A 14,276-nucleotide genomic window follows, 5' to 3' on the forward strand; every position below is an offset into this window, starting at 1 on the left:
GAGTGCGGTGCTACGCCGCCAGCGTGCCCGGCACGATCGCGCCAGGACCGAACTTCGCCCGTGCCCGGTCGGCCACCGCTTCGAGCTTGCGGGCCCTGTCGTCCACCGGGTCGAACATCAGCTGGTGGGCGGCGTGTTCGGCGGGTCCGAGCCCTTCGGCGCGCAGCGAGATGCCGCGCACCCTGGCCCGCTGGAGGCCGAGCGCCTCGTACATCCGGTACGCGGATCCGGTCAGTGCGCAGGAGTGCGCGGTCGGCTCGGGCAGTGCGCGCGTGCGGGTGGTGGTGGAACGGTCCGCGTAGCGCACGGTGAGGGTCAGGGAGCGGCATACCTGGTCCTCGTCGCGCATCCGCGCACCGAGTTCCTCGGTGAGGGAGAGCAGCGCCCTGCGGTGCCGCGTGGGGTCCAACTCGTCGCGCGGGAAGGGCCGTTCGGCGGCGAGGGAGCGGGCGGCGGCGTTCGGCACGACGCGTGCGCGGTCCACGCCGTGTGCCTTCTCGTGCAGCTCGCGGCCGGCGCGGGCGCCGACGAGGCGCTGCAGCGTGGACAGCGGCGCGGCGGCCACCTTGCCGACGGAGTCGAGCCCGTACGAGCACAGGGTGCGGGCGGTGGCGCGGCCGACCCCCGGCAGTTCGACGACCGGCTTCGGCCCGAGGAACTCCGCGACGGCGTCCACATCCGCGCCCACGGCCCGGGTCACGCCGGGCGCGGCCTCCCGGGCGGCCATCCGCGCGAGCATCGGGCCGGGGCCCGCGCCGATCACGCAGTCCACGCCGTGGTGGGCGAGCGCCCGCACCCGTATCACCGAGGCGAGCTCGACGGCGTCCCGGCCGAAGTAGCGCATCGCTCCCCGTACGTCGACGAGCGCGGAGTCCGGCGGCAGGGCCTCGACGACCGGGCTGAACTCACCGAGCAGCGTGAGCAGCCGGGGCATGGCCGCCTCGTACAGGGGCGGCAGGAGGAACCGTACGCACAGAGTGCTCATCCCGCGCTCCCCGGGCTCTGGTGCCACAACTTCCGTCCCGTCGCCGCCCGTTCACCTGGTGGCTGGAGGTCGGCCCAGGGGTGCATCTCGTACCCCGTGGACATCCGGATGCGGCGGCCGTCGTCCGCCGGGGCCCCGTCGGGCTCCCCGTCGGGTCCCGGCTCGGCGAGGCGCGCCCCCACCGCTTCGAGCCCGCCCTCCTGCCGCAGCTCCACCAGTTCCGCCAGGTTCCACGCGGCGGCGCCGACCACGCTGAGGCTGCGCGGCCCGCGCCGCTGCACCACTCCGCGGACCAGGAGCAGCCAGGAGTGGAAGACGGTGTGCGCGCACCGTTCGTGGGCGTCGTCGAAGAAGGCCAGGTCGACCAGGCCCGTGCCGTCGTCCAGGGTGGTGAAGATGACGCGTTTCCCGGAGCGGATCGGCGGGGTCTGGGTGGCCGCCTTGGCGCCCGCGACCAGGACGGTCGCCCCGTGTTCGGCCTCCCGCAGGCGGCGGGCGCTCCGCACGCCGAGCTCCCGGAGGAACTCGGTGTGGTCGCCCATGAGATGGCGTGAGGAGTCCATGCCGAGGACGCCGAGCTCGGCGCTGAGCCGCTCCGCGTCGTCCAGGTCGGGAAGCCCGGCGGGTGCCGTCTTCCGGCCGCCGGACAGGGGGAGTTGGGCCCCGGCGGCGCCCCGCGAGCCCCGCCGGAGCTCCGTCAGGTGCAGTTGCAGGTCGCGGCGATTGGCGCCGAACGCGTCGAGCGCGCCGACCTGTGCGAGCCGCTGCGCGACCGGCTTGCTCGGCCTGGCCCGCTCCCAGAAGTCGAGGAGCGAGGCGTAGGGCTGCGCGTCGGCGATCCGCTCGGCCTCGGCCTCGCTGATGCCGTGGACGTCGGAGAGGGCGAGGCGCAGACCCCAGCGGTCCGGAGCCGTATCAGAACCAGACACCAGTTCGATACGGTGAGCGACCGCGGACCGGTTCACGTCCAGCGGAAGGATCGGCACCCCTCGCCGCCGCGCGTCCGCGAGCAGCAGCCGCTTCGGGTACATGCCGGGGTCGTGCGTGAGCAACCCCGCGTAGAAGGCGGCCGGGTGATGGGCCTTCAGCCACGCCGACTGGTACGTCGGCACGGCGAAGGCCACCGCGTGCGCCTTGCAGAAGCCGTACGAGCCGAAGGCCTCGACGATCTCCCACGTCCGGCCGATCGTCTCGGCGTCGTAGCCCTTGGCCGCCGCCTGCTGCGCGAACCAGAACCGGATCCGCCCCTGCGACTCGGGGTCGGAAAGCCCGCGCCGCACCCGGTCCGCCTCGTCGCGCCCGCAGCCGGTCATGATGTCCACGATCTGGATGATCTGCTCGTGGAAGACGACGACGCCGTACGTCTCCTTGAGCGGACCCGCCAGGTCCGGGTGCGGATAGCGGATGGGCGCGCGGCCGTGCCGGGCCTCGATGAAGGGCCGCACCATGTCGGCGGCGACGGGGCCCGGCCTGAAGAGCGAGATGTCGACGACCAGGTCGTGGAAGGTCGCGGGCTGCAGCCGCCCGACCAGGTCCCGCTGGCCCGGCGACTCGATCTGGAAGCAGCCCAACGTCTCGGTGGACTTGATGAGTTGATACGTCGCCGGGTCGTCCGGCGGCGCCGCGTCCACGTCCACCCGCGCGCCTGTGGCCCGCTCGACCTCCCCCACCGCGTACGCGATCGCCGACTGCATCCGCACGCCGAGCACGTCGAGCTTGAGCAGCCCGAGGTCCTCCACGTCGTCCTTGTCGAACTGGGACATGGGCAGGCCCTCGCCGCTGGTGGGCATGACGGGCGTACGCGCGAGCAGTGAGGCATCGGAGAGCAGCACCCCGCACGGGTGCATGGCGACCCCGCGCGGCAGCGCGTCCAGGGCCTCGACGAGTTCCCACAGGCGGCCGTGCCGCTCCTGCTGTCCCGCCACCTCCCGCAGTTCGGGCAGCTCCTCCATCGCCGAGCGGGCGTCCCGCGCGCGGATGTGCGGGAAGGCCTTGGCGATCTTGTCGATCTCGGCCGGGTCCATGGAGAGCGCGGCGCCCACATCGCGGATGGCGTGGCGGACCCGGTAGGTCTCGGGCATGGCGACGGTCGCGACCCGGTCGGTGCCGAAGCGCTCGATGATCGCGCGGTAGACCTCGATGCGGCGCGCCGACTCCACGTCGATGTCGATGTCCGGCAGGACGGCACGCCGTGTGGACAGGAACCGCTCCATGAGCAGGTCGTGCTCGACGGGGTCGGCGTGCGCGATGCCGATGAGGTGGTTGACCAGGGACCCGGCACCGGAGCCGCGCGCCGCCACCCTGATACCCAAGTCGCGTACGTCGTCGACCACTTGGGCCACGGTGAGGAAGTAGGAGGCGAAGCCGTGGTACGCGATGATGTCCAGCTCGTGGTGCATCCGCTCCCAGTAGCCACGGGCTTCCGGGAGGCGGTCGTACCCGCGCCGCACCATTCCCGCCGCCGCCCGCGAGGCGAGCACGCGCTGGGCGCTGCGGCGTCCGGCGCCGACGAGGTGCGGCTCGGGGAAGCGCACGGAACCGATGCCGATGTCGTCCTCGGGGTCGACGACGCACTCGGCGGCGGCCGCCTGCGTCTGCTCGACGAGGCGGTGGGCGGTGTCACGGCGGAAGCCGGCCGCCTCCACGATCCGCTCGGCGTTGCCCAGCATGGCGTCGGCGCCCTTCAGCCACCGCTCGCCGGTGTCGAGCTCCTTGGTCGGGTCGACGGGGACGAGGCGGCGCGCGGCGTCGAGCACGTCGGCGACCGGGCCCATGCCGGCGTCGGCGTAGCGGACCGCGTTGCTCAGGACGGGGCGCACACCCTGCTCGGCGGCGAAGCCGACCGTGCGGGCGGCCAGGCGGAGCGAACCGGGTCCGGTGCCTTCACGCCCGTGCCAGACGGACTCCAGGCGCAGCGCGTCCCCGTAGCGCTCGCGCCAGGGTGCGATGAGGCGGGCGGCCCGGTCGGGGCGCCCGGCGGCGAGCGCGCGCCCCACGTCGGATGCGGGGCCCAGCAGCACGGTCATGCCGTCCCCGTGGTTCTCCTCCCACGGAAGCACGGGCTGCCCCTCGCCGCTCCGGTGGGCGGCGGTGATCAGGCGGCACAGCGCGGCCCAGCCCGTGGCGCCGTCGCGGGCGAGGAAGGTCACGCGCGGGGTCGACTCGTCGATGAAGGCACCTCCGCGCACCGGGGTCCGCCGCCGCGCACCGCTCGACGGTGCGGGCTCCCCCACCGCGAGCTCGGCCCCGAACAGCGGCCGCACCCCCGCCTTCGCACAGGCCTTGGCGAACCGGACGGTCCCCGCGAGGGTGTCCCGGTCGGTGAGCGCGAGGGCGTCCATGCCCCGCTCGGCGGCGCGCTCGGCGAGCCGCTCCGGGTGCGAGGCCCCGTACCGCGGGGAGAACCCGGAGACGGTGTGCAGATGCGTGAACCCTGGCACACGCACCTCCTGAAACCCTGAACCGATCCGACCTCACATCCCCCGCCTCCACCATAGACCAACTTTCGAACGCGTGTACGACACCGTTGTGCGATGCCCGAGCGAAACCGCACCCTCTTCGCCCATTCGGCCCCGCCCACCTGCGCAAACAGCAGGGGACACGGAGCGTGGGGGCATGAGTTTCACCGATGAGTTGAAGAGCGCCGTCACCCCGCGAGCAGCCCTGCTGGTCATCGGTGTACTGGCCCTGCAGCTGCTGTTCATCGCGTCCTACGTAGGGGCCCTGCACGACCCGAAGCCGAAGGACGTGCCCTTCGGGGTCGTCGCTCCGGGCCCGGCGGCCAAGGAGACGGCGGACAAGCTCGGGAAGCTCCCCGGCGACCCGCTCGACCCGCGTGTGCTCAAGGACGAGGCCGCGGCTCAGCACCAGATCATGAACCGTGACATCGACGGCGCCCTGCTCCTCGACCCCCAGGGCACCGACGACACCCTCCTGGTCGGCTCCGGCGGCGGCTCCGCCCTCGCCACCGCCCTGGAGAAGATCGCCACCGAGGTCGAAGGGGCCGAGAAGCGGACGGTCAAGACCGTGGACGTGGCCCCGGCGTCCGCCAGGGACTTCGACGGCCTCTCGTCCTTCTACCTGGTCGTCGGCTGGTGCGTCGGCGGCTACCTGTGCGCGTCGATCCTGGCGATCAGCGCGGGCGCCCGGGCCACCAACCGGCAGCGCGCCCTGATCAGGACCGGCGTCATGGCGCTCTACTCGATCGCGGGCGGCCTGGGCGGCGCGCTCATCATCGGGCCGGTCCTGGGTGCCCTGCCCGGCAGCATCATGGGCCTGTGGGGCCTCGGCTCGCTCGTCGTCTTCTCGGTCGGCATGATCACGCTCGCCCTGCAGTCGCTCACCGGCATCGTGGGCATCGGCCTCGCCGTCCTGCTCGTCGTGATCGCCGGCAACCCGAGCGCGGGCGGCGCCTTCCCGCTGCCGATGCTGCCGCCGTTCTGGAAGGAGATCGGCCCCTGGCTGCCGCCGGGCGCCGGTACCTGGGTGGCCCGCTCCATCGCGTACTTCAAGGGCAACGCGATCACCGGCCCGATGCTGGTGCTCGCCGCCTGGGCGGTCCTCGGCACCGTCATCACCCTGGCCATGTCCGCGCTGCGCGGGGACCGCCAGCCGGGCCGGCGGCCGGCGATGGAGGAACCGGAGACGGACACCGGCGCCCACCGCCGGTGAAGGCCCGCTTCCCCCGGCCGTTGTCAGACCCGGGTGCGAGGCTGGAGCAATGATCACCACCCTGGCCGTCGAGAACTACCGCTCCCTGCGCAAACTGATCGTCCCCCTGGACCGGTTGAACGTGGTCACGGGCGCGAACGGCACCGGCAAGTCGAGCCTGTACCGCGCTCTGCGGCTGCTCGCCGACTCCGCTCGGGGCGGCGCGGTCTCGGCCCTGGCCCGCGAGGGCGGGCTGCCCTCGGCACTGTGGGCGGGCCCCGCGAAGGCGGAGGCGACCAGCCTCCGACTCGGCTTCGCGGGCGACGAGTTCGGGTACGGGGTGGACTTCGGCCACCCGATCCCCACCTCGGGGTCCGGCGCCGCGCCCTCGATGTTCAACCTCGACCCGGAGATCAAACGCGAGTGCACCTGGGCCGGGCCCGTCCTGCGCCCCGCCGCGCTGCTCTGCGACCGCGCGGGCCCCGCCGTGCGCACCCGCACCGCCGACGGCGGCTGGCACCGCACCCAGGGCATCCGTCCGTACGACAGCATGCTGAGCGAACTGGCCGACCCGCAGCTGGCCCCCGACCTGCTCAGGCTGCGCGAGCTGATCCGCTCCTGGCGGTTCTACGACCACGTCCGCACGGACGCCGAAGCCCCCGCCCGCGCCGCCCGCATCGGCACCCGTACGCCTGTCCTCGGCCATGACGGCGCCGACCTGGCCGCCGCGCTCCAGACCATCCGCGAGATCGGCGACCCGGCGGCGCTCGACGCGGCGGTGGACGACGCCTTCCCCGGCAGCCGGGTGGGCATCGTCGAGCAGGGCGGCCGCTTCGAACTCCAGCTGCACCAGCGGGGGTTGAACCGCCCCCTCGGAGCGGCCGAGCTGTCCGACGGCACGCTGCGCTATCTGCTGTGGACCGCTGCACTGCTCACGCCCCGGCCACCGTCCCTCCTCGTCCTGAACGAACCGGAGACGAGCCTGCACCCGGACCTCCTGCGCCCGCTCGCGGACCTGATCCTCACCGCCACCAAGGACACCCAGGTCGTCCTGGTGACCCACGCCCAGCCTCTCGCCGAAGCAGTCGCCAAGGGAGCGGCCCGCCACCGCGTCGACGTCAACTCCATAGAACTGCTCAAGGAGTCGGGGCAGACGACGGTGGCGGGCCGGGAAAGCCTCCTGGACGAACCGCTGTGGTACTGGCCAAAACGATGAGGCGCCCCGCAGGGGCGCCTCATCAGGGGCGCGGGGAACTGCGCGACCAGCCACATGCGGCCCGCAGACGGCGAACCAGATCAGGCGCCTACCCCGTTCCCGTAATACGCCAGCCGCATCAACCCCTCCATCTCGGAGAGCATCGGCATCCGGGGGTTGGCCGGCGCGCACTGATCGGCGTACGCGTTCATCGCCTGCTCCGGCAGCGCTTCGATGAAGGCCGCCTCATCGACGCCCTCCTCCGCGAACGAGCCGGGAAGACCGCACTTGGCCCGCAGCTCCTCGACGGCACGGGCGTAGGACTCGACCCCTTGCTCAGGGGAAGCCGCCGCCAGGCCCAGCATCCGGGCGATCTCCTGGAACCGCTCCGGCGCCCGGTAGACCTCGGCCTTCGGCCAAGGCGTCGCCTTGGCCGACACCGTGCCGTTGTGCCGGATGACGTGCGGCAGGAGCAGCGCGTTGGTGCGGCCGTGCGAGACGTGGAAGGTGTTGCCGAGGGTGTGCGCCATGGCGTGCACCAGGCCGAGGAAGGCGTTGGCGAAGGCCATGCCCGCCACGGTCGAGGCGTTGTGCATCTTCTCGCGCGCCTCGGGATCGTCGGCCCCGTTCACGACGCACCGCTCCAGGTTCTCGAAGATGAGCTTGATCGCCTGGAGGCAGAGCCCGTCGGTGTAGTCGTTCGCGTACACCGAGACGTACGCCTCGGTGGCGTGGGTCAGCGCGTCGAAGCCGGAGTCGGCGGTGACCGTCGCGGGGAGCTTCATCGGCAGGACCGGGTCGACGATCGCGACGTTCGGGGTGAGCGCGTAGTCGGCCAGGGGGTACTTCTGCGCGGCCTCCGGGTCGGAGATGACGGCGAAGGGGGTGACTTCGCTGCCCGTGCCCGAGGTGGTCGGGACGGCCACCATCTGCGCCTTCTCGCCGAGGCCCGGGAACTTGAAGGCCCGCTTGCGGATGTCGAAGAACTTCTCCTTGGTGTCGGCGAACTCGATCTCCGGGTGCTCGTACATCAGCCACATGATCTTGGCGGCGTCCATCGGCGACCCGCCGCCGAGCCCGATGATCGTGTCCGGCTCGAAGTCCCGCATGCGCGCGGCTCCGGCCCGGACGGTCGCGAGCTCCGGGTTGGGCTCGACGTCGTCGATGACCTGGACGGTGACGGCCTCGGGGCGCGCGGCGAGGATGTCGGTCACCCGCCGCACGAAGCCGAGCGTCGACATCGTCTTGTCCGTCACGATCGAGACGCGCCTGATGCCGTCCATCTCCCCCAGGTAGCGCAGGGAGTTGCGCTCGAAGTAGATCTTCGGCGGGACCTTGAACCACTGCATGTTGGTGTTGCGCCGTCCGATCCGCTTGACGTTGATCAGGTTGACCGCGGAGACGTTGTTGGACACCGAGTTGTGTCCGTAGGAGCCGCAGCCGAGGGTGAGCGAGGGCAGGAAGGCGTTGTAGACGTCGCCGATGCCGCCGAAGGTCGAGGGCGCGTTGACGATGACGCGCACCGCCTTGACCCGCCTGCCGAACTCCTCGGCGAGTTCCTCGTCCTCGGTGTGGATGGCGGCGCTGTGGCCCAGGCCGTTGAACTCGACCATCCGGGCGGCCAGTTCGAGGCCCTGCTCGGTGGAGTCGGCCTTCAGGGCGGCCAGGACCGGGGAGAGCTTCTCGCGGGTGAGCGGCTCACCGTCGCCGACCTCCGCGCACTCGGCGACGATGACCGAGGTGCCCTCGGGGACCTCGAATCCGGCCTGCTCGGCGATCCACTGCGGGGACCTGCCGACGACGGCCGCGTTCAGCTTCGCGCCCGCGCAGTCGGCGCCGAAGGCCGTCGTCCCGAAGACGAACTCCTCCAGCTTGGTCTTCTCGGCCGCCGTGACGACGTACGCGCCGAGCCGCTGGAACTCCGCGATCCCCGCGTCGTAGACCTCCTTGTCGAGGATCACGGCCTGCTCCGATGCGCAGATCATGCCGTGGTCGAAGGCCTTGGAGAGCACGATGTCGTGCACCGCGCGGCGCAGCTTGCCGCTGCGTGCGACATACGCGGGTACGTTGCCCGCGCCGACGCCGAGCGCGGGCTTGCCGCAGGAGTAGGCGGACTTGACCATGGCGTTGCCGCCGGTGGCGAGGATGGTGGAGACGCCCTTGTGGTTCATCAGCAGCCCCGTCGCCTCCATCGAGGGCTCCTCGATCCACTGCACGCAGTCGGCGGGGGCGCCGGCCTCGATCGCGGCGTCGCGCACGACGCGGGCGGCCTCGGCGGAGCAGCGCTGGGCGCTGGGGTGGAAGGCGAAGATGATCGGGTTGCGGGTCTTCAGGGCGATGAGTGCCTTGAAGAGGGTCGTCGACGTCGGGTTGGTCACCGGGGTCATGGCGCAGACGACGCCGACCGGTTCGGCGATCTCGGTGATGCCGTTCAGCTCGTCGCGGGAGATGACGCCCGCGGTCTTCAGGCCGCGCATCGAGTTGACGACGTGCTCGCAGGCGAAGAGGTTCTTGACGGCCTTGTCCTCGAAGAGCCCGCGGCCCGTCTCCTCCACGGCCAGCCTCGCGAGATCCCCGTGCCGGCCCAGCGCGGCGAGGGAGGCCTTCTTGACGATGTGGTCGACCTGCTCCTGGTCGTACGACGCGAACCGGCCGAGCGCGGTCAGCGCTCCCTTGACCAGTCCGTCCACCATCTCGTTGGCCTCCATGGCGGGGCTCCTTCGGTGAGACCTTTTCGCTGATACCTCCATTCGACACCCGTCCGCCGGCCTTCGGGCGCCGCATAAGACCCCTCTGAGCAGGTCAAAGGTCCTTGTGAATGTTTTCACAAGGACACATGGAAAAGAGGCCGGCCCGCCCATGGCGGCGGACCGGCCCCTGTCCCGCTGCCCCCTGCCGGGGGCGCTCCTGACTAGCCGATCTCCGCACCGAAGGCGGACAGCGCCTCCGGAACCGGCTGGAAGAACGTCTCCCCGCCGGCGCTGCAGTCACCGCTGCCGCCCGAGGTGAGACCGAGCGCGGTGTCGCCCGCGAAGAGCGCGCCGCCGCTGTCGCCGGGCTCGGCGCAGACGTCGGTCTGGATGAGTCCGTTGACGATGTCGCCGTTGCCGTAGTTCACGGTGGCGTCGAGACCGGTGACCGTGCCGTCGTGCAGCTGCGTGGTCGAGCCGCTGCGCTGCACCTTCTGGCCGACGGTCGCGTCGCCCGCCTTGGTGATGGCCTGCGTCGAGCCGTTGTAGAGGTTCACCTCGCTCGGGTGCGCGGTGTCGCCGCTGTACTTGACGATGCCGTAGTCGTTCTCGGGGAAGCTGGAGCCCGCGTTCTCACCGATGGCCGGGCCGCCCTGCTCCTCGGACCAGCTGGTCACCGCTTCGGTGCAGTGGCCCGCGGTCAGGAAGTGCGGAGCGCCGTCCTTGACCACGTTGAAGCCGAGCGAGCAGCGGCTGCCGCCACCCCAGATGGCGTCGCCACCTGCGATGAAGGGCTTGAACTCCCCCTTGCTGCGCTGGAGTTCGGCCTTGGAGCCGAGCTTCTTCACGACCGCGCCGAGCTTGTCGAGCTGGGCACCCTTGACCGTGCGGTCCGCCGTGACGACGACCTTGTTGGTGGCCGGGTCGACCGCCCACGAGGTGCCGGGGATGGACGCCTTGTCGCTGAGCGTCGTGCGGGCGCTCTTCAGCTCGGCGAGGGAGTTCTCGACGATTCTCGCCTTGGCGCCCGCCGACTCGACGGCGTCGACAGCACTCTTGTCGAGGACGTTCACGACGAGGTTCTTGGCCTTGGCGTCGTAGTACGTACCGGCCGCGTCCAGGCCGAGGTCCTTGCCGAGGGACGAGGCGAGCTTTCCGGCCTTCGCGACCGAGAGGGTGTCCGGCGTGGGGGTCGGGGCACTCTCACTCGCGTTCGCAGTCTGGAAGGTGATTCCGGCGGCGATCAGTGCGGTGATGCCCGCACCTGCCACGGCTGCACGTCGCTTGGATATGCGTCGGTGCTTCAAGTCACGTCCTCCTGTGGGGGGTCGGCCCGTTCGGTGTGGGGACCTGGGGACCGGAAGGCGTACCGGCAAGGAGTCGCTCACGCTGCGAAAGCCGCGTCCATGCCAAAGGGTGGGCCCACTATCCCGATACCGCCCGGTAGCACACAAGGTCTACTTCAGGACGCGCACGCGACAGTCACCGCGCGCCCCCCGTGTCTTCACCGAAGCCTCACCGACGCCGGTCCCACCACGTCGGTCCCCGCTGCAAACACCGCGTGCGAGCGGGTGATCGGCAGCGGGTAAGGACTAGTCCTGTCCGGTTCTCGACGTTCCTGGCGCGTCCCGCTCACCGGCTTCCGAATCCGGAGCACCGAAATCCGGCAGCGCGACGGCGGGGGTTTCGGTCACGGTGGCGGGATGCTCGGCCCCCGCGGATACGGGAGGCCCGGACCCCGCGGATACTTGATCGGGCGCGCCCGCGGGCGGCGGCTGCCCCTGCGTGGACCGCTCCAGGAAGCGCAGGAGCTCCACGGGGAAGGGCAGTACGAGAGTGGAGTTCTTCTCGGCGGCGACGGCCACCACGGTCTGGAGCAGGCGCAGTTGGAGCGCCGCCGGTTCGTCCGCCATCTCATGTGCCGCCTGGGCCAGCTTCTTGGAGGCCTGCAGCTCGGCGTCCGCGTTGATCACGCGGGCCCGCCGCTCTCGGTCGGCCTCGGCCTGCCGGGCCATCGAGCGCTTCATGGTCTCCGGAAGCGACACGTCCTTGATCTCGACCCGGTCGATCTGCACGCCCCAGCCGACGGCCGGGGAGTCGATCATCAACTCCAGGCCCTGGTTGAGCTGCTCGCGGTTGGAGAGCAGATCGTCGAGATCGCTCTTGCCGATGATCGAGCGCAATGACGTCTGCGCCATCTGCGAGACCGCGAAACGATAGTCCTCCACCTGCACGACGGCCTCAGCGGCGTCGATCACCTTGAAGTAGATGACGGCGTCCACGCGCACCGTGACGTTGTCCCGGGTGATGCCGTCCTGCGCGGGGACCGGCATCGTCACGATCTGCATGTTCACCTTACGGAGCCGGTCCACGAACGGCACGACCATCGTGAACCCGGGCCCGCGCACCGCACGCTGCAGCTTCCCGAGCCGGAGCACCACGCCCCGTTCGTACTGTTTGACGACACGCGCCGCAGCCATCACATAGACCGCTCCGACAGACCCGACGGCTACTCCCGCCGCCACCAGCTCCTCGACCATGCCGGCCCCCCAGGGTCCGAATTGGGCGTGTTGGGCGTGCACTTCGAAGGTAGCGCCGCAGGGCGCACAAAGGGAGACGGGAGACAGGAGAGAGCCCCCGCCCGGACTTCCGGACGAGGGCTCCCCTGCTGCTGGCTGCAGACTGGCCGTGCGTGGGTCAGCCGCGCGTGGATCAGGTCGTACGTGAACCAGTTGTTGTACGTGCCTCAGTCATACGTGGATCAGTGGACGCTCACGCGTGGATCAGTAGACGCTCACGCCGTACGCGCTCAGCGCCTCGGTGACCGGCTGGAAGAACGTCGTGCCGCCCGATGAGCAGTTGCCGCTGCCGCCCGAGGTGAGGCCGAGCGCCTTCGACCCCGCGTAGAGCGGGCCGCCACTGTCGCCGGGTTCGGCGCAGACCGTGGTCTTGATCATGCCGTAGACGATGTCGCCGCCGCCGTAGTTGACGGTGGCGTTCAGGCCGGTGACCCGGCCGGTGTGGGTGCCGGTGGTCGAGCCGCGCCGGGTGACGTTCTGGCCCACGGTGGCGTTGCCCGCGCTGGTGATGTCCTGGCTGCCGACCGTGCCCGACTTGGTGATCGAGGAGTTCGTGTACCTGACGATGCCGTAGTCGTTGGTCGGGAAGCTGGAGCCGTGCGTGCTGCCGAGCACCGTGGTCTTCGCGGAGTTGGCCCACCAGGTGCCCGCGCCGTCGGTGCAGTGACCGGCGGTGAGGAAGTAGTAGGTGCTGCCGCTGCGGACGTTGAAGCCGAGCGAGCAGCGCCAGCTGGACGCGTAGATCGCGTCGCCGCCGGAGATCAGCTTGCTGAACTTGCCGGGAGTGCGTTCGACCTTGAGGGCGCCCGCATTGCTGCCCGCCGCCTCCTTGATCTTGGCGATCTCGGCCTTGGAGACGGTGCTGTCGGCGGTGACGACCAGGCGGTTCGTCGCCTTGTCGACACTCCATGCGGTGCCTGCGACATCCGCGTCGAGCACCGCGTCGCTCGCCTTGGTGAGCTGCGCCGAGCTGAAGGTGGAGACGTCGTTGGCGTTGGCGGCGGGGACGGCGAGCGCGCCGACGGCCACGAGTCCGGTGGCCACGGCCAGCAGACGTGTGTGTCTCGCTATGCCGCTGCGGGGGGTGGTGCGCTTGATCCTCACTTGTTGTTCCTCCCGAGGGGAAGTCAGTGGGTCCGTGTGGGTTGCGGACCCGTGAGGCGCAGCCATGAGCAAAGGGCAAGCCGGATTCCGGTTAGCCGTGCTCCTGACAAGCGCTGCTCGGGAGTATTCGGGCCACGGACACCGCGCACAAGGGCGCCTTTCGGCCGTAAGCCGGATACACGGCAACCGGCCCCGACGGCTGTCGTACCTGTCGTACGCCGTCGGGGCTTGGGTCATCGGCTCTTCTTCCGACGTGTCAGCGGCCGATGAGGTTCCGCTCTCCTGCGGCGATCTCGGCGTCCAGGGTGTTGCCCGGCGGCGGGAACGGGCAGATGAAGTGGTCGGCGAAGGCGCACGGGGGAAGAAGCGCGCGGTTGAAGTCCACCGCCGTGCGCCCCTCGGCGTCCGGCGCGGCGGGCCGCAGGAACCGGAAGCGGTAGCTGGACACTCCGCTGCTCGCGTCGGCGAACACCGCCCACAATGAGCCGTCGCCCTCCACCGACACCTGGAGCATGTGCTCCTTTCCGGCCAGGGCGAAGGCCAGCTCACCGCCGAGGCCGAGCCCCCGCTCCACCCCGTCCGCGTTGCCGACCCGCACGGTGCGCACCCCGTCGGTGGTGCTCTCCGCGGCGTACGGCGTGAATCGCCCCGGCACCGCCCAGCGCGCGTCGTACGCCGTGGCCTCGATGCCCGGGAAGGCGCGGCGCGCGGCGGAGTCAGGGTCGAAGTCGCGTACCGCCCAGAGCCCTTCGCGGCGCAGTACGACCAGGCGCCGGTCGCCGCACCCGACACGGGCCGCGCCGACGGGGCCGGGGTCGGCGGTGAGAGCGACATCGCCGCTGAAAGGCTGCCCGTCGAGGGTGAGCCCGTCGCCGGCGCCGGCGGCCAGGACGATCTCGTCGCCCGCCTCGGTCCAGCGTCCGGGGATGTCCGGAAGCGAACCATCCGGGTAGTCCGCGAGCCAGTGGGTGCCGGTGAGCGAGAGCGGGCCGTAGGGAGCGGACACCGTCTCCGTCCGCCGCTCGTGCCAGTGCTTCCAGTCCCGTGCAGCGTCCGTCGTCATGTGATCAACC

General features: G+C 71.1%; 9 protein-coding genes. 2 read left to right on the plus strand and 7 right to left on the minus strand.

Annotation, left to right across the window (positions count from 1 at the left end):
- Positions 1 to 10: 10 nt before the first annotated feature.
- Positions 11 to 985 carry a hypothetical protein gene (locus ABXJ52_RS07700; protein WP_367040378.1) on the minus strand — a complete coding sequence of 325 codons (975 nt, stop codon included), beginning with the start codon at positions 983 to 985 and terminating at the stop codon, positions 11 to 13.
- On the minus strand, positions 982 to 4,425 hold the full coding sequence (locus tag ABXJ52_RS07705) for a DNA polymerase III subunit alpha (protein WP_367040379.1): 3,444 nt from the start codon (positions 4,423 to 4,425) through the stop codon (positions 982 to 984). Before ABXJ52_RS07705 ends, ABXJ52_RS07700 begins: the two co-directional genes overlap by 4 nt.
- Before the next feature lie 175 nt (positions 4,426 to 4,600).
- Between ABXJ52_RS07705 and ABXJ52_RS07710 the strand changes: the two genes are divergently transcribed.
- Together ABXJ52_RS07710 and ABXJ52_RS07715 are read left to right on the plus strand one after the other, a co-directional pair.
- Positions 4,601 to 5,656 carry a DUF3533 domain-containing protein gene (locus tag ABXJ52_RS07710; RefSeq protein WP_367040381.1) on the plus strand — a complete coding sequence of 352 codons (1,056 nt, stop codon included), beginning with the start codon at positions 4,601 to 4,603 and terminating at the stop codon, positions 5,654 to 5,656.
- Positions 5,657 to 5,705: 49 nt separating this feature from the next.
- Entirely contained in the window at positions 5,706 to 6,851 is a 1,146-nt protein-coding gene (locus tag ABXJ52_RS07715) for an AAA family ATPase (protein ID WP_367040382.1), read from the plus strand.
- Between the two features lie 80 nt (positions 6,852 to 6,931).
- Here ABXJ52_RS07715 and adhE read toward each other — a convergent pair whose 3' ends face one another.
- The 5 genes from adhE to ABXJ52_RS07740 form a co-directional block, all read right to left on the minus strand.
- Positions 6,932 to 9,523, minus strand: a complete 2,592-nt coding sequence (gene adhE / locus ABXJ52_RS07720; protein WP_367048881.1) for a bifunctional acetaldehyde-CoA/alcohol dehydrogenase — start codon at positions 9,521 to 9,523, stop codon at positions 6,932 to 6,934.
- Positions 9,524 to 9,741: 218 nt separating this feature from the next.
- Entirely contained in the window at positions 9,742 to 10,827 is a 1,086-nt protein-coding gene (locus ABXJ52_RS07725) for a S1 family peptidase (RefSeq protein WP_367040383.1), read from the minus strand.
- Between the two features lie 285 nt (positions 10,828 to 11,112).
- Positions 11,113 to 12,060 carry a slipin family protein gene (locus tag ABXJ52_RS07730; RefSeq protein ID WP_367040385.1) on the minus strand — a complete coding sequence of 316 codons (948 nt, stop codon included), beginning with the start codon at positions 12,058 to 12,060 and terminating at the stop codon, positions 11,113 to 11,115.
- Between the two features lie 243 nt (positions 12,061 to 12,303).
- Entirely contained in the window at positions 12,304 to 13,203 is a 900-nt protein-coding gene (locus ABXJ52_RS07735) for a S1 family peptidase (RefSeq protein ID WP_367040386.1), read from the minus strand.
- A 256-nt stretch (positions 13,204 to 13,459) separates the two neighbouring features.
- Positions 13,460 to 14,266 carry a DUF1684 domain-containing protein gene (locus tag ABXJ52_RS07740; RefSeq protein ID WP_367040388.1) on the minus strand — a complete coding sequence of 269 codons (807 nt, stop codon included), beginning with the start codon at positions 14,264 to 14,266 and terminating at the stop codon, positions 13,460 to 13,462.
- Between the last annotated feature and the right edge of the window lie 10 nt (positions 14,267 to 14,276).

It is taken from the genome of Streptomyces sp. Je 1-332, from assembly GCF_040730185.1.
Taxonomy (GTDB): domain Bacteria; phylum Actinomycetota; class Actinomycetes; order Streptomycetales; family Streptomycetaceae; genus Streptomyces.